Source organism: Bacillus sp. C-3-6 (assembly GCF_054509685.1).
The window spans coordinates 2,723,383-2,747,524 of sequence record NZ_CM137247.1 but is presented as its reverse complement, the minus strand read 5'-3'; the positions used below and the strand labels follow the sequence as shown (position 1 = coordinate 2,747,524).

The window sequence follows — 24,142 nt, the reverse complement described above, 5'->3', positions numbered from 1 at the left end:
TTTCACCGCCTTGTCTTTTTCACATAATAATAATAGTAGATTATTCTGAAGAGGGGTGAGAATAGTTAATAAGAAAATCATCTTTTTTGGAGACTTTGGTATTGATGACGCCGTAGCGTTAATTTATGCAAATAAAACATGTAAATTAGATATTCTAGGTATTGTTGCAGAGTACGGGAATGTATCACGAGATATCGTTACGGAAAATGTTTATTTTTTAGAAAGGTACTATGCTACACAAGTGAAAATTATTGAAGGTGCGAGTAGGCCGATGACAGCTGAAGAACCTTTGTTTTTCCCTGAAATCCATGGGGATCACGGTTTAGGTCCTATTATTCCACCTGAAATGAGAATTTGTAAACGAGAAAATTTTTGTGAATTAATCAAATTAATCGAACCTTGTCCAGAAGATATTATAATTGTGGCGACAGGAAGACTAACGACGCTTGCTACGTTATTTTTATTGTATCCAAATATAATGGATCGTATTTGTTCGTATTATATAATGGGCGGTGCTTTCCTATTTCCAGGTAATGTTACACCAGTATCTGAAGCGAATTTTTATGGTGATCCAATTGCAGCAAATATTGTTATGAAATATGCGAAAAACGCTACTATATACCCGTTAAATGTAACACAGGGTGCGCTTATTACGCCTGAAATGGCCAATATAATAGATAAACAAGGAACTGGACAGGCGAAACTCATTAAACCAATGATTGATTTTTATTATGAGAATTTTTATAAAAAAGAATATCCAGGTATTGGTGGAAGTCCCATACACGATTTACTACCGTTTGTCTCGTTTATAAACGATAGTATTTTCGAATATAAAAAATCGGCAGTGTGGATTAGTACGACAAATGATGTGACTAGGGGCCAAAGTGTAGCTGACTTTAGAAAAATAGCTGAACCAACAAGGTTTGATGATCGGCCGATTCAGAGAATTGCTGTTGGTTTTAACTATCCTGCTTTTAAAGAAGAGTTTATGCGAACAATATTGAAGCCAGATTGTCCTTAATGTGTGTAATAACAAGTCGGATAAATCGTTAGTTCGAAAAATAGTTTATCGGTGTGTATTATTCTCAAAAATCTTATAGTTGAGCAGCATGAATAACTTATGAAAAATGTCACATAACTAATGGTAAGCAATTGTTTCTAATTATATTTTGATTGGTTAAATATAAAGGAGGTTATTATATGATTTGGTCTTTAATCGTTGGTGGTTTATTAGGATGGTTTGCAAGCTTAATTACTGGAAGGGATGTACCAGGTGGTGTAATTGGTAATATTATTGCTGGTATTATCGGTTCTTGGATTGGTACGAAATTACTTGGTAGTTTCGGTCCTGTAATAGGCGGATTTGCAATCATTCCTGCTTTAATTGGTGCGGTTATTTTGATCTTCATTGTGAGTTTTTTACTACGAGCAATGCGGAAATGAATGTAGCAGGACTGTTTACATTTGTAAGCAGTCCTTTTTATATGTTATGCTAGTATTATACAATCAGGAGGTGTCAGCATTGAAATCATTTACAGTAAATTTCCATCAAGAAGATAATGCAAAAGCGACAACAGTACATAAATTAAGTGAAGAGGACTTCAATAAAGCAACTGAAAAAGGTACTCGTCATTTATTTGATTTAGACACAAACGTTGGCTTCTTCGTATTCTTTGATGCAGAAGATGCAGAAGGAAATGATCAATACTTAATGTTACAATATGAAGGAGATCATGAAGAACCAACTGCGTGTTATGGATTTGATTTAAAACTATACTATCAATTTTTAGCACTATACTTAAATGATCTGGAATACCAAGGTGAAACAGATGAGGAAGAGGAAGAATATGGTCCAATTCATCATTTAGCTCACTTACTTTATCATATTGTTGAAGACGGTAAGTCAATCGAAGTGTAATATACATATTTAAAGCTGTCCTTTTGGGGCAGCTTTTTTATATGACATTGAAATGGTGTACTTTGAGCTAAATAAAGTGAAGCTTTAATCAGTGGGGGGTTCATCCCCGCTGATTATTAGCCCTACCAATCGGGCTTTTACGGGCAGCCCTTACCCCCATCTAACTTCTTTGCTTCGACGTGGGGATCTTACTGCCCGGCAAATAGCGGGATAAATTAATAATAGAAATTTATTTATTAAGTAGGATTATTTATTACTTTCATGTTAGTATCGTAAAACACCTGTTATAATGATTGTAATTAAATTCATGGAGGCTAATTCTATGCTTGTAGATGTAAAAGCTTTTATTAAAGCTGCAGGTTTAACATGTATTTCATCATTAAGTGGAGATAATACATTTGCTTATAATTTTGAAACTGTAAAAAGCACTATCGCTACATTTTTTAAGAAACTAAGATTTACCGTTTAATTTCATTTCAACCAGTAGGAAAAGAGCAATCACTTCCTACTGGTTTTTTTCTGTTTCAAGGAGCTGTTGTGACGGCATATTTTCAGCTATAGATAGAGGATATTATCATTGAGAAGAGAAGGTTTAAATAAGGAGATGAATACAGTGATTAACAATATAATTCCAAGTTTTTTAAAATTATGGGAAAGTGACGATTTAGAATTAGAACTCCTTAATCGATACTTTACTTCGCATTCAGAGATATTTGAAGAATACTTTAAGTATCATTGTCCTAAAACGAAAGAACGTCTTTCTAATGCCATTAAACAATATCCCGCAAAAATAGAAGATATTCGTATTATTGCAGAATCATTACCAATCATTATTCAAGAGGTAACACATGAATATCGTAATAAATATAACTTTGATGTAAATATGAAATTCCATTTATTCGTTGGAGGATTTGGTTCAAATGCATTTGTAGAAAGGGAAATCATTGGAGACATATTTTTTGCGGCAGAAAAATTATCTCCAGATTTGAATCATCTTCGTGTTATTGCTGCTCACGAAATAGGTCATATATATCATAATGTTATGCTACAAAATACTGGAATGGATTGGACTAGGGCTGAATGGATCGATGCGTCGGTAAGTTTGTATCGTGAAGGTGTTGCAACTTATTTATCAAAAAAAATCGTTAAAGATTTAAATGAGTCTGTTTACTACTCATATAATAGTGACGGTGATCCATGGCTACAATATTATAAAGAAAATGAAGAGAAAATAAAGAAACGTTTTTTAAAAGATTATGTTGAAGGATGGACAGATGAAAAAGAGAAAGAATGGTTCCGTTTATCAGGAGGTAGTTACTTCGGATATAACAGACTTGGTTACTTTTTAGGAACAGCTTTTGTAACATATTTTGTACAAGCCTTTGGAGAGAATGAAGCACTGACTTTTTGGAACAAACATAATTTGAAAAGTAGTGTAATGGGTTGGTTATCGAAATGAATAAGATGCAATAGGGGGGGAAATGATGAAAGGGTATTTGAAAATAGTCATGTTGTTTTTGGCTTTAGCATGTATGTTTGCGCTAGCAGCATGTAATGGGACAGACGAAAAAAAGGAAACAAATCCAACCTTGGAAAATAATAAAAATGAACAAAGCAATTCTTCAGAAGAACAGAAAAATCCTGAAGCAAAACCAAGTAATGAAAAAACAAGAAAACCATCACCTGAGCCAGATTCGAAAGATAGAACACTTAATCAAAAATCAATTAACCACGTTAAAGATTTGTTTGAACTAGCAAAAGAAGGAAAAGTACCTAATATACCATTTGGAGCCCATACAGGGGATATTGAAGAAATTGAAAAAGCGTGGGGGAAAGCAAATAAAACCGAATATGCAGGGAATGGAATGTATGCAACTTTTACAAATAAAAATGTTGTTTTCGGATTTAATAAAGGGTCACAAGTTTTTGATGTACGCTCATATCATGCAGAACTAAAATCGATTACATTACAAGAAATTGAAAAAGCGTTAGGAAAACCATCTTCAGTTAAAGGGAATGGTGAAGACAAAATATATGTATACAAAGTAAATAACCAGTATGAGTTAAAATTTGTCATTCCAAAATCGACTGGTAAGGTAGATCATATTTCCGTGTTTTCACCAGAGGATAGTATTAATAAAATGGCAGGATAAGAAATTAAGTGATTTCAAAAACACCTCACTTTCTTTAAGTGAGGTGTTTTTAGTTGTAAACAAGGAACGTTTCCTTTTATATGTGAAATACTTCACTTTTATTTTTTAGCATGCATCCAATAAGAAATGTTGATCTACTGAAAAAGTAGTAACTTATAAATTGTGTGTAGGATGGTTCACGATTTTTTTACGTTCCAAATGTTGAACGAACAGTGCTTGAACGATGCCCCCAACTAATAAGAAGCAAGCGCAAATATAAAAAAGCATACTACCACTTAGTTTACTTAATAAAACTGCACCAATAACTGGTCCACACGTTCGAGATATATCCCAATGTATACCGTAAATTGAAAAATATAAACCACGTTTATCATGAGGTGCAATTTCTGAAACGAATCGTAATAAATGGTTTAAAGCAATACTTTCTCCAATGACTAAAAAGAGTAAGGTGAAGAATAACGACAATATCGTCGTTGAATAACTAAAGCCAACTGCAGCTATTGTAAAGCAGGTATAAGAAATAAGGATGATTTTCGCCATAGAAAATCGTTCAGACCATTTTACGAGGAAGATTTGTAGAATGATTTCCAAAATGGCTTTGCATGTTGAAATAAATGCGAGTATGAATACGAGATTAGGAAATACATGTTCTGCAAAAATACGATAATTCGTCTCAGTTTGTGCATAAAAAAAGCTAATAGGAAGTGTAGAAACCATAAGACCGAATATGGCGTAATGTTTAAAAACAAATTGCTTTGGTGAACTTGCCTCAATTGTTTGTTTCGTCTTACTTATAGTCGGAACGGTTTCTGGGAGCTGGGTCCAAACAACAACGGCATATATCGTAAGGGTTACACTTTGTACGATAAATAAATATTCTGGGTGAGTATTATAAAAACTTGCACCGATTAAAGGGCCGATTACGGATCCAATTGCTCCCATCGTTTGTAGGAGAGCAAAAATTTCTGCTTGCTGCTCTTTTTTTGTTAAATCAGCAATTTGTGCACGTTGAGCCGGAATATATAAGGAACGGCCAATGCCATTAATGACATATAACAGTGCAAATATAAAAACGGATTGAGCGAAAACGAAACTACCGATTGCAACACTTTGTAGCAATAAGCCGAGTAACATAATCTTTTTCCGGCCATATTTATCAGTAATTCCTCCAGCAATAAGTGTAAATAAAATGTCTGAAAGTGGCTGTAATCCGAAAATCAGCATAGTTATTATTACATTGCCATTTAACATTTTATTAACGTAAATAATCATAATGATAGCTAACATAGATTCAGTCGTTCGGGTTAATAATTCACCACACAGTCTAATAAAAATAGGTTTATTGTAACGAAGTAAGAGATAATTCAATATTAATTCCTCCTTTCTATATTGAAATGATAAGATGAAAGAAGAATTGGAAAAAGGGTAGAAACAATAGGGAGTATTTTTCACCTTTTAGGGGGATTATGATGTTTATTTTAGATCAATATATTGAACTATGGATTGCTTATGGAAAAGGGAAAAAAGAGGGAGAACGATTGGAAGTAACAGTGCAAAATATATCTGAAACATTATTTTGTACAGAGCGTAATAGTAAATTAATTATAAAAAAATTAGATGAGTTAAATTGGATCAAGTGGTTTCCAGGTCGCGGCAGGGGAAATCGTTCTAAGTTAATATTTCAAAAGCACCCGATTTCTTTAATTTTAGATAGAGGAAAAGAAATAACGAAAAAAGGGGATGTGAAAAGCGGAAGCATATTTGTGGAACGCTATAGCTCACATTTTCCGTCAGTAAAGGGAGAATATCACTGCTGGGTAGATTCAATATTTGGTCATAAGATTGAAATGACATCTGAAGGGAGAAGAGATGTACTCCGGTTGCAAGTACAAATGAATTTAGATATCACATTAGATCCTGTATACGCTACAATGCGTTCAGAATGTCATATGGTAAAACATATATTCGACACACTCGTGTATGTAGACGGTAATACAAACATTATAGAGCCAAGACTTGCATTTCACTGGGAATATAATGACGCTGAAAAAATATGGACGTTTTATTTACGAAAAGGAGTTCACTTTCATAATGGAAAACAACTTACTGCACATGATGTTATATACTCATTGAATCGATTTATGAAGCTGGAAAATAATGCACACGCATGGATGTTACAACACGTTGAAAGTATCCGTTCAGTGGATGACTACGTTGTCGAAATTCAATTACATACGGAAAATAAAATGTTTTTACATATGATAAGTGCAGAACAGTGTTCTATCGTGAATGAAGATGAAGCAGGAGAGCTAATTGGAACAGGGTCTTTTCAATTATATAAAAGTAATGAAAATCTGTTCATTTTAGAAGGTCATCCTTTATATTTTCGTGAAAGACCTTTTTTAGATCGTGTTGAGTTGTGGAATGTAGAACAAGGTGTAAGTACATACGATGTTTTAGTAAAGGCGCAGTATAAAGATAAAGAAAAACATAATAAAGAATTGTCTCGGCTTGAGTCGAACGTGACATATATAACATGTAATCTTACGAAAGAAGGACCAATGCAAGATGAGTTATTTCGGAAAGCGTTATATAAAATCATTCATGGTTATACAATCGTTCAAGAACTCGGCGGAGAACGTGGAGAAGTGGCAAAGAAACTAATATTAGCAGGTGAAAGCATTGTAGAGATTGAGGAAGATGTAGAAAGTTTAATTAAAAGGAGTACTTATCATAATGAAGTGCTACAGCTCTACACATTTACAGGACGAGATCATGTTGAAGATGCACAATGGATACAAAAAGAGTGTGCGAAGTACGGGATTCGTGTAGAAAATAATTTTCTTGATATAGAAGAGCTATTGGAAGTAAGTACGATACAAAAGGCTGATATGATGCATGATAGTGCCACAATAAGCGAACGAATAGAAGATAGTCTATTATATATGTTTCTTACAAAAAATAGTTTTATTCATGGACAAAGCAACATGGACTTTTATGAAAAGTTGTCTATTTATTTTAAACAAGAAGAATTAGAGAAAAGAGTTACATTGTTACGCGATATTGAGGATACTTTGTTACGTCAAATTCATATTATTCCTTTGTATCGTAATAAACAAGAGGTAAGTACACATGAAAAAGTCCAAAATATAATGATTAATTCACAAGGTTGGATTGATTTTTATAATATTTGGTTTAAATCTTGATATATAAGGGCTTTTGCGCATTTTCATAAGATGTGTAAGAGCCTTTTTTGTATGTAGGAATAGGTTTGTTTTACACATTGTTACGCTACTTGTGATAAAAGTCTATTTACAGCGTAACAGTGTTATGTTACATTGATATCAGGAAGGAGTGTTATACAGTTGAGTACAGATTTGATTTCAAAAAAAGATTTATTAGAACTAACTGGCATTTCATACGGACAGTTATATAGGTGGAAAAGAAAAAATTTAATACCGGAAGATTGGTTTGTACGAAAGTCAACATTCACGGGTCAAGAGACATTTTTTCCGAAAGAAAAGATATTAGAGCGTATTGATAAAATCCAAACGATGAAAGAGGATTTATCACTTGATGAACTAGCGAATATGTTTTCACCGAGTGTGAGAGAAATTCTTTTAACAAAGGAAGACATTTTACGTAAGGGGATTGCATCAGAACCAGTTTTACAATTTTTCATAGAACAAACGAATAAAACAGCAGAGTTTCAATTTGTAGATATTCTTTATGTGTACATGTTAGAAGAATTATTACAATCGGGAGATATTAGTTTAGAAGAAGGAAAAATGGTCTTGCAAGTTTTACGTGAAAATTATGAAGCAATTAAACATAAAACTTGTGATTTAATCATTGTACGAAAGTTAGGGATTTCTACATGTTTATTAGTTTCAAACGTGGAAGATTTAATTTTTGAAAAAGGCACTAAAATCGTTTTACGCGAAGCGATTATGAAATATACCGAAGCATTAAAAACGAAATTGTTGTAGTGGAGGAGAAAGTATGCGTACAGATAATTTGATTATAAATGGTTACGGTTCATCGAATGGTGGCGAGTTTCATAAAGTGCAATTAAACGGAAAAGGTACTGTGAATGGAAATGTTGAATGTGACCAATTTGAATGTAACGGTTACGGTGCCGTTACTGGAAATTTGAAAAGTAGCAATGCAAGAATTAGTGGATCAGGTAAAATCGACGGTACAGTTCATGCTGAAACGATGCGAATTGATGGAAAAGCAACAATTACGCAAGATGTGAAGGCAAACAGTTTGAAAATTGCAGGAAAAGGTACGGTAGGTGGAAATGTCACTGGTGAAGAATTTAAAGTCAATGGTCAAGCGACAATTGATGGTAATTGTGAAGTGGATACGTTTTCTTCAGAAGGACAATTTACAATTGGTGGATTACTAAGCGCTGATGAAATAAATATTAATATTCACGGTACATGTCGAGCGAAAGAAATTGGTGGTCAAACGATTAAAGTAAAACATAGACTAAGTACTTTTAGTAGGCTGTTTAAATCAGTATTTGGTATGCAATTAGAGGCTGAACTATTAGAAGGTGACAATATCGATATTGATTATGCTCACATAAGAACGGTAAGAGGAAATAATGTTACGGTAGGACCGAACTGTGAGATTGAACTGATCGAATATACGGGTGTTCTTACTGTTGATAAAAGCGCAAATGTAAAAGAAATGAAGCAGATTTAATGGAAGGGAGAAAATGATATGGAACATCAACATAGTCTTACTGTTAATGGTTCTGGTAGTTCAGCAGGCGGAGATTATAATAAAGTGAAGATTCGCGGTGAAGGAACGATTTCTAATGACATGAGCTGTAATGAATTTAAAACGTACGGCACGAGTGAAGTGTGCGGTAATATGAAAGTGAAAAGTTATGTCGTGTATGGAGATAGTGAAGTACAAGGAAATGTAGATGCGGAATATGTAAAAGTATACGGAAATACACAAATGCATAGTGATGCTCATATTGAAAAAATAAAAGTAAGAGGTATGATAGAAGTTAAGGGGAAATTAACTGGTGATTTCGTAGATGTGAAAGGCGCTTTAAATGTAAAAGGAGATATTGAAGTTGAAGAACTGTCACTAACTGGTGGCCTTGAAAGTGATGGATTACTTAATGCTGAAAATATTGAAATTTCACTTCGTTATGAAGGTAGCAAAGTAAGAGAAATTGGCGGTAAGAAGATTACCGTTCGTAAAAAAGCGAGATTTATTCCATTTACAAATCATGCTGGAAGCCTCCAAACGTCTATCATTGAAGGAGATGAGATTTATTTAGAGCATACGATTGCTGAAGTAGTAAGAGGAAATAATGTTACAATTGGTCCCGGATGTGAAATTAGTGTTGTAGAATATCATACTAGTTTTAATCAAAAAGGTAATGCAGTCGTAAAGGAACATAAACAAATATAAGTAGTACGAGGGAGAGCAAGTTTATGGTTGAAAAGAATAATAAGCTCGGCTTTGTAGTAGCGGGCTTATTGCTAGGTATTTTAATGGCATCAATGGATAATACCATTGTCGTAACAGCGATGGGAACAATCGTTGGTGATTTAGGAGGTCTTGAAAACTTTGTATGGGTCGTTTCTGCCTATATGGTCGCAGAAATGGCAGGTATGCCGATATTCGGAAAACTATCAGATATGTATGGTAGAAAGAGGTTCTTTATTTTCGGTTTAATCGTCTTTATGATTGGTTCGGCGCTTTGTGGTACTGCTGAAAATATTACACAGTTAGGGATTTATCGTGCCATTCAAGGTATTGGCGGCGGGGCATTAGTGCCGATCGCGTTTACTATCGTTTTTGATATTTTCCCTCCTGAAAAGCGCGGGAAAATGGGTGGTTTATTCGGAGCAGTATTTGGTTTATCGAGTATTTTTGGTCCGTTGCTTGGTGCGTATATTACAGATTACATAAGCTGGCACTGGGTATTTTATATTAACTTACCGCTTGGCGTTTTAGCACTTATTTTTATTACATTCTTTTATAAAGAGTCACGAGTTCATAGAAAGCAAAAAATTGATTGGTTTGGCGCAATTACTTTAGTTGGTGCAGTAGTTTCTTTAATGTTTGCGCTTGAACTTGGCGGACAAAAGTATGATTGGGATTCTAACTTTATTTTAAGTTTATTTGGTGGATTCGTTATTTTAATTATTGCATTCATTTTTATTGAACGTAAAGTAGAAGAACCGATCATTTCATTTGAGATGTTTAAACAACGTTTGTTCGGAATGAGTACAATTATTGCTTTATGTTACGGAGCTGCATTTATGTCAGCAACTGTATACATTCCATTATTCATTCAAGGTGTATACGGTGGCACTGCAACAAACTCAGGATTATTACTTTTACCAATGATGTTAGGCTCAGTCGTAACAGCGCAGTTAGGTGGTTTTTTAACGACAAAGCTTAGCTACCGAAACATTATGATCATTTCTGCGGTTATTATGCTAATTGGACTATTTTTATTAAGCACATTAACGCCAGAAACAAGTCGTGCATTATTAACAGTGTATATGATCATTATCGGATTTGGAGTCGGTTTCTCATTCTCTGTACTAAGTATGGCAGCTATTCACAACTTCGGTATGGAACAGCGCGGATCTGCGACTTCGACGAGTAATTTCATTCGTTCATTAGGTATGACACTTGGTATTACAATCTTCGGAATGATTCAAAGAACAGGTTTCCAAGATCAATTAGAAGAAGCATTTAAAGGTATGAGCGGGGGAATGAATACAAACACATTAAGGGATTCAAGAGCCATTTTATCAGAATCGGCAAGATCTCAAATCCCTCCGCAAATATTAGATAAGATTATTGATGCTCTTTCTAGTTCAATTGTTCAAACATTCATGTGGGCATTGGTACCAGCTGGATTAGCATTCATATTCATTTTCTTTATGGGAAATGAGCGCATGGTAATTAAGAAACAACAAAAGAATAAAAAGAGCGAAACATCAAAAGCGTAATGAAAAAGCTCCTTTCCAATTGGAAAGGAGCTTTTTCGTATGTATGGTGTTAGATTAGCCTTCGATAATTTCGTATTCTTCGTCTGCAAGTAATAAAATTTGTGTTTTCTTACCTTTGTTTTGAACTTCGATTACATCGTATGCACCTAAGTCTCTTACTTTGCTTTGAGAAGCGTTAACCATAACTTCCATAGAATCGATTAAGATATCTTCTTCAATGTATGATTCAGGCAATGCCATATCTTCAGTTTCTAATACACATGCATATAGATTTTGTAAGTTTTCAGCAGTTGGGTTTTGTTCCTCAACATCAATGATGTTTTTTACTGCTTCCATATTTTCTTCTTTTACTTGGTATACTTTAATTTTAGCCATTGTTTTAATCTCCTTTATAACGTAATCGTAGAGGCTACACTTCATTATAACGTTTTTTTCATGAAAGATGAAATTGTTATATGTATTTATAGTAAAAATTATGTGTTATTACTCATTATTGGTGTAATTCCCTTACTAATATTATGAATAGGTAACGATATTCCTACGTTAAAGTTATATTGTCCAAGCTTTTTTGTTTTCCTTTCATATATATGTATTAGTTATTCTATATAGAGAAGGGATGGAGTGTAAGTGGATTGTGAGCCGAAACGTGATTGTGGATGTTGCCAAAATAGTATATGTGAATTTTTACAAAGTCTAGAACCGTATACTAAAGTTGAAAGTATTGTAATAGCAGGAAACGAAATCGTTGTATCCTATTTTCTTTCGTTTAATGTGATGAAAGGGATTGTATCATTTGTACAAGAAGACAATGAGGTTATTTTTGTAGATTGCTCAAAAATTGATGCAATCCGAATAGGAAAAGTTTGTAGTTGCAAATCGAAAGTTAAATATATTGAAGAGGACTTTAGCTTGCTAGGAAATGTTTGCCCGCAATGTTTAACAGAGGGGAGTACAATCTTTTTCGATTTTAACAATCCTGAATTAAATGTGTCTTTCCAAGCAACAACAATTAATCCACCTAGATGTACTGAATTTATAGATGAACTTGGGAATGTAGTAAAGCAAATTACTATAGTAGGTGAAGCGAGAGTTTCTAGAGATTTTGTTCAAGTACCTGAACTGGTAGGTTTTCGATTACTTTTATCACATCCAGCTGGAGACCCTTTAAACTACGGATTATTATTTATTAATTTTCCTGATACGATTTTTATTTTTATATTGGCATCAAGCGGATACCTTTCCATTTCGAACTGTTTAAAAATAGAAGGCGGAACTGGTGATGCCGAAATAGAAGAGATGAAAAAAATGATAGAGGATGACGTTAACACGTACAAATCAGTTGTTAAATTGACTAAAGTATATAAGAACGGTGAGACGGAATCTTTTATTTATAAAAATGAGTTATAATACATGTATTTAAATGCACCCTCAAACTATTGTTGAGGGTTGTTACATAATTAATTATGTTGGTCCTTCAAACCGTTTGTTAACGGGTAAGAAATATATTTATTGTTGACTTATTTTATATGTTGATCATTTTATAGTTAGTAGATGTTATAATCATTTTATGTTTACTGATATTTTATAAATATTCGAAGTTTTAATTTAATAGTCAATTGCTTTTATGATGAACAGGTGGGTATGTATATGAATACGAATTATGGAGCGCTCATGAAAATGTTAAGAGTAGTTGATTCTAAAGAAGGCGGGAATGTAAATGATATATGAAGCGAATATACATACAAGAAAAAAACTAGTTTCTATGTTTAATGATTTCAATAACGTTGTTTTACTTTCTTATTTACAAGGGCATATGGGTATTGCTTGGGTAAATGATCTTGAAAATCCAACAGTAGCACAAGTTACGGTAGGAATTTTCACATTTTACGCTGGAGACCCAAACGTGCAAGAAACAGAAGAGTTATTACGTAATATTCCAGAAAGAATTTTAGTTATCGTAAATAGTGAAGAGTGGAAACAACGCCTAGAAACATTCCATGAAAGAAAAATAGATAAGTTTTTACGTTATAAATTCAAACGAAATCTAGAAGTTTTTAATCGTTCAAAATTACAATCTTTTATATCAACACTTCCAAAAGGATATGAGTTAAAAAGAATAGATAAGCATATCGCAAATAGCCCTACATTACATAAGGTCTCCGAAGATTTTACAAGTCAATTTCAGTCGGTAGAAGATTATATAAACCGTGGTATAGGTTATAGCATTTTATATAACGGAGAAGTTGTATGCGGTGCATCCTCGTATAGTATTTATAATGATGGCATTGAAATTGAAGTTGCGACTGATCATAATCATAGAAGAAAAGGTTTGGCAACTGTAGTTAGTGCAGCTCTTATATTGGATTGCTTAGAAAATGGAAAGTATCCAAACTGGGACGCAGCGAATACTACATCTGCTAACCTAGCAGAAAAGTTAGGATATGTTTTTGATAAAGCGTATGATACTTATTTTGTGGATAATAGATGAGTGAAGGAATTACATACTAAAAAATAAATGCGCCCTAGTACGTAAGTCTAGGGCGCATTTATTAGTTGGTAAATATCTTCATAACAATCTTATCACATTTTATCTTTTGAATGTTTGGAATTAAAGATATTTATGTGACTTTTTGAAAAAATAAAAGAGCAGCTAGCAAAAGCTTACTGCTCCTCTCCAAGGGAGAATGGAGAAATACAATCATGTTACCTATAGTATTGACGGAACATTAAGTTTTAATCAGTCATTTATAAAAAGAGAGATAAAATATCTTTGATTAATCCTTTGGCTCCGATTAGTAGTACTGATAGAAAAACGATTGAGAATATATTTTTTTATTACATTTACAATTTGAAGAGTAGAACGTGTTTATCGTAATTCTCCAAACACCAATTATATTTTTTTAGAATAATTGGATGGACTGCTTCTTTCGTAGTATCGACTTCAGTATATCCATATTTCTTATAAAAGTTTTCTAATTCCTCAAAAGGAAGACAATATACATTTTGTATTTGTGATTTTTTCGCAGTTTCTACTAAAAATGAAACAAGCTCACCAGCTAATTGAAGCCCTCTAAATTGAGGTAGAATAAAAATCCCGCCCATTTCTAAAGTATCTTCATCTATTTGGACTAATCGGCCAACACCTGCATACTCGTTGTTATATGTAATAATTGCAACTTTATCTCTCTTTAAATCACTTCTTACAAATCCTATTGAGTTATATTGACTATTAATCCATTTTAAATCGTTAGATGTAGCTAGTTGAATACTCATATACATCCTCCTTCGGAATACTAGCGCTCTCTTCATTATATAGAACATAAGATACTATATCAAAGGAACCTTGAGATAGCACATTTGTTTAAGTTATTAGTTAAAAGTGTGGGGTTGCTGGCATTGAAATGATGGCTTCACCAAACATAGGATAATAATGTTGTGAATTTAGTGTTACATAGTCAAAATAAAAATTAGTTCATGCGTTCGGTAACGCACGATTTTTTTAGTGTAGAGAAGATCATAGGGGTATTTTAATTAGTATCTACTGTATTAATTGAAGTTATTAAGGAAATGTGGTAATCCCTAGCCTTAGTGATACAAATCATATTAAGGTTTAGTAAAAAAACTCTTCCTGAAAAAGAGGGGGATTAAAGATAAGAGCACTTCGAAAAGTGCCCTTCAGTAACGACTATTTATTCTAAAAAGAAAGGATGCAATATATTATATGAAGTTAAGTGTATTTAAGTATGGGTCTTTTATATAAATGTGAAATAAAAGAGAGCTGTCTTCTTATTAGAAGGCAGCTTTTTGTTATTACAAAAAAGAATTAGAAGTAAAATGTAAATTCAAGTTACTTGTCCAAACATTTTTTTTAAAAATACATAAAATGCTAGTAGTTAGCCAATATTTTTATATTGCTAATTTTTTAGACTAAAAGGGGTGATTTTATGTGTGATTGTGAAGTTTGTAGAAGAAAGAAAAAACGTGATCCATTAAATCGGGGTTCTGAACCAAAAAAACAGGTTTCTGAGCCAATAAATCAGGATTCTGAATCAGGAAATTTTTATTCATTTAGTAAAAATGCAAATTTTTTAGAAGAAGCTATACAAACAGATGAAATCGATCAAGTTTCTGAGGAATATATTGAAATAGTAGATTCAGCAGATGTACAAGTTACTACTACAAATACAAAAGCTGCACTATCTATCCAAGCCGCGTTACAAGCAGCTATTGTGGTTGTAGTAAGTATTTCTATAGCAGATAGTGAAAAGGCAGATAAAATAACACAAGAATTGTTTCAAAAATCATCTATTAAACAAATTAATAGACAAAAAACATTTATTAAAAATTCCAGAAACGTAACCGTAACAACTACTGATACAGATATTGCAGTGAATATTCAAATTCTTCTTCAAATTTTATTAGCGTTACTAGTTAAACTAAACATTTTATAAAGTGTCTATCCTATTTATATTTAGCTATAAGGGTTCACTCTAAGTAAATATTTTTTGTTGTAATATGTGGTACAAGCATGGACTTTCTCATTATGACTGAATTAATATTCAAGATTGATGGGAAATTAAGTGTGGAAAACTACACAATAACAAAGGTGAACTTATTATTTAACAGTGAATAAAACTTATATATGTGAAGTAAAGGAAAGCTGTCTTCGTATTAGAAGACAGCTTTTTGATTTTATTAGTAAAAAGCCGTGAAAATAAAAAATCAAGTTACTTGTCCAAGCATTTTTTATTTAAATACATATAATGCTGGTAGTTAATCTAAATTTTTATAGAAAACTGATAGGAGTGAATATTGTAAATGGATGATTTAAATAAATTTTCTTCCTTTAAGTTTGATAAGGATCAAAAGAATATAATTATAGACCTTTTACTCTCAGATATTTTTAATAGGCATGGGATAAATGAAGAAAAACTAAAAAATTTATCGCCAGAAAAAAAGCAGCAAATTAAAAGTATTGTTTCTGAAATACAATCACAAGTTAATAATTATTTAGATTGAAAGGGGGTGAATGTATGAAAAAAACATGTCATTCAGATGAAAATAAAAAGTGGAGTGCATTAGACTCCTCAAATCCTCATCCATCTTTTAAAAATGCTACCGTTTCAGAAGCTGCAGCACAAGAAAGTAAAACTTACCAAATTTCTGAAGAATCGATTACAATAGTTGATTCAGCAGATGTAGAAGTTACTACTACAGATACAAAAGCTGCGTTATCTATTCAAGCAGCTTTACAAGCAGCTATTGTGGTTATAATAAGTATTTCTATAGCAGACAGTGAAAAAGCTGACCGTGTAGCACAAGAATTGTTTCAAAAATCATCTATTAAACAAATTAATAAACAAGAAACTGTTATTAGAAATTCTAGAAATGTTACAGTTACGACTACGGATACAGACATAGCAGTAAATGTTCAAATTCTTCTCCAAATTTTATTAGCTTTACTAGTAAAATTAAATATTTTATAAAATGTTTAACTTGTTTTTTATCTAGTGATTCTTACAGGTGAATATTTACTGTTTTAATTATAGTACAGGCTATAAATATTAATCATAACTGGACTAATATTTAACATCGTCAAAATAATAATGAGAGCAATGTGATGGAAAATAAAGTTTGGTTATTTTATGAAAATTTAAAAGCCATTTCCTTTATTGGATTTGGCTTTTAAATTTTAAACAGTATGAATTTGAAAAGATTATATTAAGATAAAGAATTAAAATATAATGATACAAAATACTTATAAAATTATTCGTGTTTTAGAAAAATAATAAGAAAAAGGTGTTTAAAATAGAATCATTTGCATTAACAGTTCAAGTTTTGAAGAATAGTGCATACAATATAAAGTGTTTTCCTTTCTTCATTTAAGTTTTACGTATATAATTTAAAAGTACTATTTTTATTTTATTATTTTATATTTATAACAGAATAGAGGTTTAAAAATGGGTGTTAAAATCATTACGGATAGTGCGGCGGATTTACCAGTAGAATTGCTGCAAGCATATGATATTGATTTAATTCCACTCCGTGTATATGATGAAGCAGAAACAGAGTATTTAGATGGAGTAACATTAGAGTCAGTTACATTATTGCAAAAAATGAGAGAAGGCGCTGTTTATAGAACGTCATTGCCTTCACTTGAAACTTTCCAAGAAAAATTTGTTTCTTATGCAAAAGAAGGTAATCCTTGTATATATTTAGCTTTTTCATCTGAACTGTCTGGTACATATCAATCATCAGTTGTCATTAAAGAGGAAGTAAAAGAAACATATGCAGATTTAGATTTAGAAATTATTGATACGAAATGTGCTTCGCTTGGTCAAGGTCTTGTCGTTTTAGAAGCTGCTAAAATGGCAAAAGACGGCGCATCAAAAGAAGAGATTTTAAACCGTGTCGCTTTTCTAATGAACCATATGGAGCACATCTTCACTGTAGCTGACTTACAGTACCTTGTTAGAGGTGGACGTTTAAGTAAAGTAGCTGGTTTTATCGGTGGTTTACTAAACATTAAGCCGATCTTAAACGTGGAAGAAGGAAAACTTGTACCACTTGAAAAGGTACGAGGGAAAAAGAAAGTATTAAGCCGTATTGTTGATATTATGGAAGAGCGTGGTAAAGACCTTAAAGGTCAAACAATCGGTATGACTCACGGTGACGATTTAGAAACAGCTGAAGCATTAAAAGCATTAATTACGGAAAGATTTGGCTGTGAAGTATTTATCGTAAATACAATTGGTGCAGCAATCGGAGCACATACAGGTCCTGGCGTTATAACGTTATTTTTCTTAAATGAAGTAGAGTAAAGGATTGATCTTTTGATCAATCCTTTTTTATTTTTTAATCTGTGAAAATCGGTCGATATGGTATTGATGAAGATAAAATCTTTGAAGTTTTCCTATATCAAATGCAATCTTGTAGAGGGAGTATTTTTTATATGTGGAATGATACTTAATGGTAGAAGAAAAGAGTATAAATAAGAATGTATTTATAGGGATCTGAATATTTAATGATATCGAAATTTTTTCATTTCATATATAATTGTGTAGGGGGAAATATCTGTAACTATTTGTAAAAATAGGAGGCGGCTATAAAAATGCAAGAAATTGCTAGATGGGATTTAAATCGATTGTATTTGAATGAGGATATTCTATTTCCGATTTCGGAGTTGAAAGAGCAATATTTTGTAACAAAAGATGTAGAGATTCTTTCAAAGCTTATACAAGCTATTGAAAAAGCAGAATACTATTTGTACTGTCAATCGGTTGAAGAAAGTGTTTCATCTGACCTTACTAAATTGACTGTGAAAGTGAAGGAACTAAAAAGTGAAGTACAGCAAGTAATAAAACATAATGAAGTGGAAACTTCAGATAATACTAAGTTAATAAAAGATGAACTTAATGCGTGGGAAAATATGTACATACAATTACGGGATAGGATAGAAATAGAGCACAATAATAAACTATTATCCTTTGGACAAGCAAATAATACGGCAATGAATAGTGATAATGAAAAGGAAAGATTAGAAGTATTCGAGTTACTTACAAGTACTTTACATAAGGAAAAAGAAATCTTTGCTACCGTATTAAATCAAATAGGGAGATTGCGTAATATAAAGAGTAATGAAATAGAAGATAGAGAGATTTTAACACAATCTTTTCATGCGAATGGCATTTCAGAAACTGTATTATTACAAATGTGGAATGTGACAGAAGAAAATCTTGATAAATTAGTAAGTGCTTTAAACATGTATAAGAAAGGGAAGGCTTCGATTACATAGCATGAACTTATGACAGTAAAGGAAAGTAATGAGGTTACTATTCCTTTTTCAGTAGCAGTACAAAACGTTTATGATGCATGTAAGAATATTGATGAAGAATTAGCAGAATTTGCACGTAATGCGATAGAAAGTGGATGGATAGATGCTGAACCGAGAGAGAATAAACCATCAGGTGGGTTTTGTGCTCCATTTTTCAGTGAGAAAGAATCGAGAATCTCCATGCGTTATGATGGGAGTATAGATAGTGTAAGAGTGCTCGCTCATGAATTAGGACATGCTTGGCATTTTTATAATATGAGTTTTGAACAATCTACATCTTTTTTAGATGATTATTTGCCGATGAGTACGGCTGAATCAGCATCTATTTTCTTTGAAACGGTACTCTTAAATTATCTAATTGAAACAACGGATAGTAAAGATATGAAAAAGGCATTGCTTAGCTGGAAAATAAGAAATAGTTTTAATTATGTAATGGCAATACGAGCATCGTATCAGTTTGAAAAAACATTTTATGAAAAATGTAAAGAGGGTCCATTAAGTGCTGATGAAATTGAGAAATTATCTATAATGGCACAAAAAGAAGCATATGGAAATTCTTTAAGTGAATACCAGCCGTTTGTATGGATGAAATATATTCAATTTTATATAGCAGATGTTCCTTTTTACAATTATCCATACACATTTGGATATTTAGTAAGTTTTAGTTTATTAGAAATAGCTCAAGAAAGTAAAAGTACTTTTCATCCGAAATATAAAGAGTTTTTACGAGAAACAGGAAAGGCTCCAGTAGAGGAGCTTATGAAAAAATATTTTGAAATAGATATAAGGAATTATGAATTTTGGAATAAGGCTTTTATTCAAATTTCTAAAGACATTGATGAATATTTGCAGCTTATTTAAGGAGAGAGTATAGTGGATCAGCAGTTTATAAAAGGTTGGCTACATGAGCAGCAAGAGAAACCAAGGTTTGTAGTAACTGCAAATCCTGAAATTGTTATGTCTGCAAGGGAAAATACGGAAAAAGCAAAGCGCTTTAAAAAGATGTTACTATCTGCGGATTTAATAACAGCGGACGGGATTGGTGTCATAATTGGCTCGAAAATATTAAAAGGAACTTTGAAAGAACGTGTTACTGGGGCGGATTTAACTCGTGATTTAATAAAATATTGTAACGACAATGAATATCGTGTCTTTCTTTTTGGAGCCGCTCCAGAAAGTAATAAAAAGGCATTAGAAAAATTAAATGAGCAGTTCCCAGGAGCACAGTTTAAAGGACAGCATGGATTTGTAAATGGTGAAGAAATAGAAAAAATAAAAATAAAAATTAAGCAATTCAAGCCGCATTTACTACTCGTAGGACTAGGTTCACCAAAACAAGAAGAGTTCATCTATGAAAACATACAAACATTAAACGTTCCGCTATCTATTGGTATCGGAGGCATGATTGATATAATATCTGGTACTGTAAAAAGAGCACCGAAAATGATGAGGGATACTGGAACTGAATGGCTGTATAGGTTACTCTCACAGCCGAAAAGATTGAAGAGGCAACTTGTACTTCCGAAATTTTTATTGTCGGTTATGTTAGAGAGAGTGAAAGGAATGCCAAGCTAAGAAAGGACAAGTAAGATGATAGAGCCGTTATCTAATGAAAAAGCTACAATGATTTTTCAAGAACTGAAAGTAGAATGTGAAACTTTATTTGAATTTAAAATTCGAAATGCAATACCTATTCATCGTGGTTGGCTAAATTTGAAGTGGAAACTCGAAACGGATGCAGGGGATTTTGTATTAAAGCAATATAATCAAGAACGGTACAAAATGTATAACTCAGACCTTTTAATACAAGCATTACAACAACAGCAAAGATTACATAATAATGGTGTAAGTTGTCCAAGGGTATTAATTTATAAAAATAATGTAATGCATATATCAAAAAGTGATGAAAGATTTATAGTATTAGAACATAAGGAAGGTAGCTTAGTTTCACCAGGAAAAGTGAATCAAAAGGAAATTCACTCTCTTGGTCAGACGATAGGTTATATGCATAACTTGTTAAATGATGGCTCTTTAATAAAAGGAGAAAATCCTAAATTTGTTCCACCTACTAAAGAGGCGAGATTGAAACATTGGGAAGAAAAAAGGAGAGAAGTAGAGAAGCTAGGAAAAGAGCACATTCTCCCTTATATAAAATTACAGCAAGAAGCAACACAATTGGTAAATACAGAACAATTTCATAATAGCCAACGGGGATGGGTGCACCGTGATTTATGGGTAGATAATTTCTTGTTTCATAATGATAAAGTATCAGCGATTCTTGATTTTGATCGCATGGATTACGATTATGTAGAGTTAGATATTGGCCGTGTAGTTATATCGTGCGCATTAAGTGACGGAGTATTAAATAAGAGTCTTGTTGCATCATTTTTAGAAGGGTACCGCAATGAAGTAGACTTTCCAGTAGGGAATATTGTTCAGGCAATTCAAATGCTTTGGTACATGGAGAGTACTTGGTGGATCCATGCCAATATGGATCAGCATAGTGTACCACCTTCACGCTTTGCAGATGAAATGAATTGGATAGCTGAAAATTATAGTGTATTACATAATATATTGGCCGACTTATAAATAAAGAGGAGACTGCATACATGAACAGAATCGGCATTATTGGAGCAATGCAAATTGAAATAGATTTACTTTTAGAAAAACTAGTTATACAAGAGGAACAGACAATAGCGGGAATGCCTTTTTATATTGGAGAATTCATGGGAACAGAAGTAATTATTACACGCTCTGGTGTAGGGAAAGTAAATGCAGCTGCATGCGCGCAAACATTAATTCATAAATTTGATGTAGACTCTATCATTAATACAGGCGTTGCTGGCGGATTACATTCAGATGTAAAAGTCGGCGATATAGTTATTTCAACAAATGTTACTCATCATGATGTAAGTAAAACTCAAATGAAAAACTTATTTCCGTTCCAAGAGGAATTTATTGCAAGTAAGGAATTGGTAGAGTTAGCACGTAAAGCTTGTATTAGTAGTAGTTTACAGATTGCAGTTCATGAAGGAAGAATTGTCAGCGGTGAATGTTTTGTTGAAGATTCAAAGTTAAAGGCGAAATTAATAGACGAATACGCACCTCATTGTACAGAAATGGAAGGGGCAGCAATTGGACATGTTGCCTATATAAATGATATACCGTTTCTCATTATAAGATGTATTTCTGACAGCGCAGATGATGAAGCTCAAATTTCTTATGATGACTTCGCGCAAACTGCTGCGAAGTATTGCTCAGAAATTATTATTGAGATGCTTAAAAATATAAAGAGTAAAACTGTACTATAGTTCAAAAGGAGAGAATGAGATGTTACAAGCATTAATTTTTGATATGGACGGAACGTTATTTCAAACAGATAAAATTTTAGAATTATCTTTAGATGATACTTTTAATCACTTAAGATCACTACAATTATGGGATACAGTAACTCCAATTGATAAATATAGAGAAATTATGGGTGTGCCGTTACCGAAAGTTTGGGAAGCTTTATTACCGGACCATTCTATTGAAGTAAGAGAACAAACAGATGCATATTTTTTAGATAGACTTATTGAAAACATAAAAAGCGGAAAAGGCGCTTTATATCCAAATGTAAAAGAAATATTTACATATATAAAAGAAAATAATTGTTCCATTTACATTGCTAGTAATGGTTTGAAAGAATATTTACGAGCAATCGTAACTTATTATGCTTTAGACAAGTGGGTGACTGAAACGTTTAGTATTGAACAAATACAATCGCTAAATAAAGGTGACTTAGTTAAAAGTATTATGAACAAATATGATATAAAAGAGGCAGCCGTAGTTGGTGACCGGCTATCTGATATAAATGCTGCGAAAGACAACGGTTTACTTGCAATTGGGTGCAATTTTGATTTTGCGCAAGAAGATGAACTTGCTCAGGCTGATATAGTAATAGATGATTTAATGGGGTTGAAGGGAATATTATCTGAAGTGAAGAATACGCACGCTATGAATTAAATAAAGTAACAACCATAAAAATGCTCAGAATAAATGATTCTCGAGCATTTTATATATTTTCGTACTTAGGGGGAATGGACTTGAAAGATATACATATTCAACAAATAGAAAATTTAATGGGATATGAATTCAGTCATCTCGTTCAAGACAGTGAAGAAGAAGGTTTTAATTTCCTTATAAGGCTAATAAATGAATATAAAAACAAAATAAATGTATTCAATAAAACTGGAGAATGTTTATATGGTGTTTTCCAAGGTGATATGTTAATTGGAGTTGGAGGTTTAAATGAGGATCCGTACACAAAAGACAATAAGATTGGGCGGTTAAGGAGATTTTATATTTCAAGGGATTATCGGCGGATAGGGTTAGGGAACTTATTATTAAACCAACTATTATGTCATGCGGAAAAATATTTTGAAGTGATTGTTTTACATACTGACACGAAGCAAGGGGATGTGTTTTATACTGCGAATGGATTTGTAAAAGGGGGATTATATAAGGGATCGAGTCACTACAAACTATTATAGAGATTGCTATCCAAATAATAGCTACGAACAGGTTTTTTGTTGGTAAATCGATATATCTTAAAAATCGCTGATATATGAAGTTGCGATCCTTATATTAAAAAACAACTTTTATAATTTCATTTACTAAATTGTTATTATAAAAAAGAGCACCTTAGCTTTTAAAATTTAGCTTATAAGGTGACTCCTTTTCAGTCAATTATGTTTTAACGTTCATTTGTTTCAATAATAATCCTGGTTTACCTTTTACATAATAAAAATGCGGGTTATTTTCATCATCATAAAGCATAATATAAGGCTTTTCATTTAGTGGGAGCAGTATAAGTACTTCGTCTATTGTAGTGTGTAACCATTGATTAGTAATAGAAACCGGCTTAGATAATGGGATTTTTATCATATAGCCATCTTTTGGAACGACATTTAAGTTTTTAAATGGACCAGTAATTGCTTTAGCGTATTGAACTGCTTCTTTTTGGACTATTGGATCTAAAGATTGTTTTTGAATGACCATTTCTTTTTGACAATCAAACACTTCAATTTGTTGATTTGTATTTGCGAATGCATTTGTTGATAATAGAAATAAAAGAAGAGAAATGACCCCGATTTTTTTTATCATAATACAACACCTCACCATTACTATCCCCTCAAAAGCTTTAAATATTTTTCTGTCACATTCATGTAACAAAGATGTTGTATGATACAATTGGTTT

Annotated in this window: 25 protein-coding genes and 2 pseudogenes; 23 read left to right on the top strand and 4 right to left on the bottom strand. The window is 32.5% G+C overall.

The features are described from left to right. The first annotated feature begins 55 nt into the window (after nucleotides 1–55). The 6 genes from ACW0JX_RS14155 (at nucleotide 56) to ACW0JX_RS14130 (ending at nucleotide 4,071) form a co-directional block, all read left to right on the top strand. Nucleotides 56–1,021 carry a nucleoside hydrolase gene (locus tag ACW0JX_RS14155; protein WP_001223685.1) on the top strand — a complete coding sequence of 322 codons (966 nt, stop codon included), beginning with the start codon at nucleotides 56–58 and terminating at the stop codon, nucleotides 1,019–1,021. A gap of 179 nt (nucleotides 1,022–1,200) precedes the next feature. After that, nucleotides 1,201–1,443: a GlsB/YeaQ/YmgE family stress response membrane protein gene (locus ACW0JX_RS14150; protein WP_000638310.1), complete on the top strand. Its 243-nt coding sequence runs from the start codon at nucleotides 1,201–1,203 to the stop codon at nucleotides 1,441–1,443. A 79-nt stretch (nucleotides 1,444–1,522) separates the two neighbouring features. Next, a complete protein-coding gene (locus ACW0JX_RS14145; RefSeq protein ID WP_000834885.1) occupies nucleotides 1,523–1,918 on the top strand; it encodes a hypothetical protein in 396 nt (131 codons plus the stop codon). Nucleotides 1,919–2,240: 322 nt separating this feature from the next. Beyond that, nucleotides 2,241–2,387, top strand: a complete 147-nt coding sequence (locus tag ACW0JX_RS14140; RefSeq protein ID WP_000959551.1) for a hypothetical protein — start codon at nucleotides 2,241–2,243, stop codon at nucleotides 2,385–2,387. 135 nt (nucleotides 2,388–2,522) lie between these two features. Beyond that, nucleotides 2,523–3,377, top strand: a complete 855-nt coding sequence (locus ACW0JX_RS14135; protein WP_459245787.1) for an aminopeptidase — start codon at nucleotides 2,523–2,525, stop codon at nucleotides 3,375–3,377. 22 nt (nucleotides 3,378–3,399) lie between these two features. Further along, on the top strand, nucleotides 3,400–4,071 hold the full coding sequence (locus tag ACW0JX_RS14130) for a YjgB family protein (protein WP_157676100.1): 672 nt from the start codon (nucleotides 3,400–3,402) through the stop codon (nucleotides 4,069–4,071). Between the two features lie 153 nt (nucleotides 4,072–4,224). On the opposite strand, the gene ACW0JX_RS14125 is transcribed toward ACW0JX_RS14130, so the two are convergent. After that, nucleotides 4,225–5,439, bottom strand: coding sequence for an MDR family MFS transporter (locus ACW0JX_RS14125; RefSeq protein WP_459244854.1), 1,215 nt, complete (start codon nucleotides 5,437–5,439; stop codon nucleotides 4,225–4,227). Nucleotides 5,440–5,540: 101 nt separating this feature from the next. Here ACW0JX_RS14125 and ACW0JX_RS14120 point away from each other — a divergent pair, with 101 nt between their 5' ends. The 5 genes from ACW0JX_RS14120 to ACW0JX_RS14100 all read left to right on the top strand — a co-directional run bounded on the left by ACW0JX_RS14120 (nucleotide 5,541) and on the right by ACW0JX_RS14100 (nucleotide 11,069). Then, nucleotides 5,541–7,277 carry an ABC transporter substrate-binding protein gene (locus ACW0JX_RS14120; protein ID WP_226606956.1) on the top strand — a complete coding sequence of 579 codons (1,737 nt, stop codon included), beginning with the start codon at nucleotides 5,541–5,543 and terminating at the stop codon, nucleotides 7,275–7,277. 159 nt (nucleotides 7,278–7,436) lie between these two features. Next, nucleotides 7,437–8,060, top strand: coding sequence for a YhbD family protein (locus tag ACW0JX_RS14115; protein WP_000102246.1), 624 nt, complete (start codon nucleotides 7,437–7,439; stop codon nucleotides 8,058–8,060). 13 nt (nucleotides 8,061–8,073) lie between these two features. Next, nucleotides 8,074–8,784, top strand: coding sequence for a bactofilin family protein (locus ACW0JX_RS14110; protein WP_001258371.1), 711 nt, complete (start codon nucleotides 8,074–8,076; stop codon nucleotides 8,782–8,784). Between the two features lie 18 nt (nucleotides 8,785–8,802). After that, nucleotides 8,803–9,510, top strand: a complete 708-nt coding sequence (locus ACW0JX_RS14105; protein WP_000401031.1) for a polymer-forming cytoskeletal protein — start codon at nucleotides 8,803–8,805, stop codon at nucleotides 9,508–9,510. Between the two features lie 23 nt (nucleotides 9,511–9,533). Continuing rightward, on the top strand, nucleotides 9,534–11,069 hold the full coding sequence (locus ACW0JX_RS14100; protein ID WP_000229636.1) for an MDR family MFS transporter: 1,536 nt from the start codon (nucleotides 9,534–9,536) through the stop codon (nucleotides 11,067–11,069). A 54-nt stretch (nucleotides 11,070–11,123) separates the two neighbouring features. Here ACW0JX_RS14100 and ACW0JX_RS14095 read toward each other — a convergent pair whose 3' ends face one another. After that, nucleotides 11,124–11,444 (bottom strand): hypothetical protein, encoded by a 321-nt coding sequence (locus ACW0JX_RS14095; protein ID WP_001062742.1) that lies wholly within the window; start codon nucleotides 11,442–11,444, stop codon nucleotides 11,124–11,126. Between the two features lie 252 nt (nucleotides 11,445–11,696). Here ACW0JX_RS14095 and ACW0JX_RS14090 point away from each other — a divergent pair, with 252 nt between their 5' ends. After that, nucleotides 11,697–12,476 carry a BC_2878 family exosporium-associated protein gene (locus ACW0JX_RS14090; protein ID WP_459244853.1) on the top strand — a complete coding sequence of 260 codons (780 nt, stop codon included), beginning with the start codon at nucleotides 11,697–11,699 and terminating at the stop codon, nucleotides 12,474–12,476. A 310-nt stretch (nucleotides 12,477–12,786) separates the two neighbouring features. Then, nucleotides 12,787–13,557, top strand: a complete 771-nt coding sequence (locus tag ACW0JX_RS14085; protein WP_095691551.1) for a GNAT family N-acetyltransferase — start codon at nucleotides 12,787–12,789, stop codon at nucleotides 13,555–13,557. 353 nt (nucleotides 13,558–13,910) lie between these two features. On the opposite strand, the gene ACW0JX_RS14080 is transcribed toward ACW0JX_RS14085, so the two are convergent. Beyond that, entirely contained in the window at nucleotides 13,911–14,342 is a 432-nt protein-coding gene (locus ACW0JX_RS14080) for a GNAT family N-acetyltransferase (protein ID WP_095690700.1), read from the bottom strand. 671 nt (nucleotides 14,343–15,013) lie between these two features. Here ACW0JX_RS14080 and ACW0JX_RS14075 point away from each other — a divergent pair. From ACW0JX_RS14075 to ACW0JX_RS14030, 10 genes and pseudogenes are all read left to right on the top strand, one after another. After that, entirely contained in the window at nucleotides 15,014–15,520 is a 507-nt protein-coding gene (locus ACW0JX_RS14075) for a spore coat protein (RefSeq protein ID WP_089171260.1), read from the top strand. Nucleotides 15,521–15,887: 367 nt separating this feature from the next. Further along, nucleotides 15,888–16,088 (top strand): spore coat protein W, encoded by a 201-nt coding sequence (locus ACW0JX_RS14070; protein ID WP_000342253.1) that lies wholly within the window; start codon nucleotides 15,888–15,890, stop codon nucleotides 16,086–16,088. A 14-nt stretch (nucleotides 16,089–16,102) separates the two neighbouring features. After that, nucleotides 16,103–16,555: a spore coat protein gene (locus ACW0JX_RS14065; protein ID WP_000750485.1), complete on the top strand. Its 453-nt coding sequence runs from the start codon at nucleotides 16,103–16,105 to the stop codon at nucleotides 16,553–16,555. Nucleotides 16,556–17,029: 474 nt separating this feature from the next. Further along, a complete protein-coding gene (locus ACW0JX_RS14060; RefSeq protein ID WP_089171258.1) occupies nucleotides 17,030–17,890 on the top strand; it encodes a DegV family protein in 861 nt (286 codons plus the stop codon). Nucleotides 17,891–18,180: 290 nt separating this feature from the next. Next, nucleotides 18,181–19,764 (top strand): annotated as a pseudogene (locus ACW0JX_RS14055) (M3 family metallopeptidase). A 27-nt stretch (nucleotides 19,765–19,791) separates the two neighbouring features. Then, a pseudogene (locus ACW0JX_RS14050) lies at nucleotides 19,792–20,478 on the top strand (WecB/TagA/CpsF family glycosyltransferase); the annotation flags it as partial. Nucleotides 20,479–20,493: 15 nt separating this feature from the next. Further along, complete coding sequence (locus ACW0JX_RS14045; RefSeq protein WP_095690702.1) at nucleotides 20,494–21,492, top strand: phosphotransferase; 999 nt, start codon at nucleotides 20,494–20,496, stop codon at nucleotides 21,490–21,492. 20 nt (nucleotides 21,493–21,512) lie between these two features. Further along, nucleotides 21,513–22,214 (top strand): 5'-methylthioadenosine/adenosylhomocysteine nucleosidase, encoded by a 702-nt coding sequence (locus tag ACW0JX_RS14040; protein WP_095690703.1) that lies wholly within the window; start codon nucleotides 21,513–21,515, stop codon nucleotides 22,212–22,214. A gap of 19 nt (nucleotides 22,215–22,233) precedes the next feature. Then, complete coding sequence (locus tag ACW0JX_RS14035; RefSeq protein WP_095690704.1) at nucleotides 22,234–22,908, top strand: HAD hydrolase-like protein; 675 nt, start codon at nucleotides 22,234–22,236, stop codon at nucleotides 22,906–22,908. Nucleotides 22,909–22,982: 74 nt separating this feature from the next. Further along, nucleotides 22,983–23,435, top strand: a complete 453-nt coding sequence (locus tag ACW0JX_RS14030; RefSeq protein ID WP_459244852.1) for a GNAT family N-acetyltransferase — start codon at nucleotides 22,983–22,985, stop codon at nucleotides 23,433–23,435. 196 nt (nucleotides 23,436–23,631) lie between these two features. Here ACW0JX_RS14030 and ACW0JX_RS14025 read toward each other — a convergent pair whose 3' ends face one another. Continuing rightward, on the bottom strand, nucleotides 23,632–24,048 hold the full coding sequence (locus ACW0JX_RS14025; protein ID WP_000591761.1) for a hypothetical protein: 417 nt from the start codon (nucleotides 24,046–24,048) through the stop codon (nucleotides 23,632–23,634). Nucleotides 24,049–24,142: the final 94 nt, after the last annotated feature.

Coding starts and splice junctions, on each gene's coding strand:
- ACW0JX_RS14150 (WP_000638310.1), top strand. CDS start 1,201: ATGATTTGGTCTTTAATCGTTGGTGGTTTATTAGGATGGTTTGCAAGC.
- ACW0JX_RS14140 (WP_000959551.1), top strand. CDS start 2,241: ATGCTTGTAGATGTAAAAGCTTTTATTAAAGCTGCAGGTTTAACATGT.
- ACW0JX_RS14135 (WP_459245787.1), top strand. CDS start 2,523: ATGAATACAGTGATTAACAATATAATTCCAAGTTTTTTAAAATTATGG.
- ACW0JX_RS14130 (WP_157676100.1), top strand. CDS start 3,400: ATGATGAAAGGGTATTTGAAAATAGTCATGTTGTTTTTGGCTTTAGCA.
- ACW0JX_RS14120 (WP_226606956.1), top strand. CDS start 5,541: ATGTTTATTTTAGATCAATATATTGAACTATGGATTGCTTATGGAAAA.
- ACW0JX_RS14110 (WP_001258371.1), top strand. CDS start 8,074: ATGCGTACAGATAATTTGATTATAAATGGTTACGGTTCATCGAATGGT.
- ACW0JX_RS14105 (WP_000401031.1), top strand. CDS start 8,803: ATGGAACATCAACATAGTCTTACTGTTAATGGTTCTGGTAGTTCAGCA.
- ACW0JX_RS14100 (WP_000229636.1), top strand. CDS start 9,534: ATGGTTGAAAAGAATAATAAGCTCGGCTTTGTAGTAGCGGGCTTATTG.
- ACW0JX_RS14095 (WP_001062742.1), bottom strand. CDS start 11,444: ATGGCTAAAATTAAAGTATACCAAGTAAAAGAAGAAAATATGGAAGCA.
- ACW0JX_RS14085 (WP_095691551.1), top strand. CDS start 12,787: ATGATATATGAAGCGAATATACATACAAGAAAAAAACTAGTTTCTATG.
- ACW0JX_RS14080 (WP_095690700.1), bottom strand. CDS start 14,342: ATGAGTATTCAACTAGCTACATCTAACGATTTAAAATGGATTAATAGT.
- ACW0JX_RS14075 (WP_089171260.1), top strand. CDS start 15,014: ATGTGTGATTGTGAAGTTTGTAGAAGAAAGAAAAAACGTGATCCATTA.
- ACW0JX_RS14070 (WP_000342253.1), top strand. CDS start 15,888: ATGGATGATTTAAATAAATTTTCTTCCTTTAAGTTTGATAAGGATCAA.
- ACW0JX_RS14065 (WP_000750485.1), top strand. CDS start 16,103: ATGAAAAAAACATGTCATTCAGATGAAAATAAAAAGTGGAGTGCATTA.
- ACW0JX_RS14060 (WP_089171258.1), top strand. CDS start 17,030: ATGGGTGTTAAAATCATTACGGATAGTGCGGCGGATTTACCAGTAGAA.
- ACW0JX_RS14045 (WP_095690702.1), top strand. CDS start 20,494: ATGATAGAGCCGTTATCTAATGAAAAAGCTACAATGATTTTTCAAGAA.
- ACW0JX_RS14040 (WP_095690703.1), top strand. CDS start 21,513: ATGAACAGAATCGGCATTATTGGAGCAATGCAAATTGAAATAGATTTA.
- ACW0JX_RS14035 (WP_095690704.1), top strand. CDS start 22,234: ATGTTACAAGCATTAATTTTTGATATGGACGGAACGTTATTTCAAACA.
- ACW0JX_RS14030 (WP_459244852.1), top strand. CDS start 22,983: ATGGACTTGAAAGATATACATATTCAACAAATAGAAAATTTAATGGGA.
- ACW0JX_RS14025 (WP_000591761.1), bottom strand. CDS start 24,048: ATGATAAAAAAAATCGGGGTCATTTCTCTTCTTTTATTTCTATTATCA.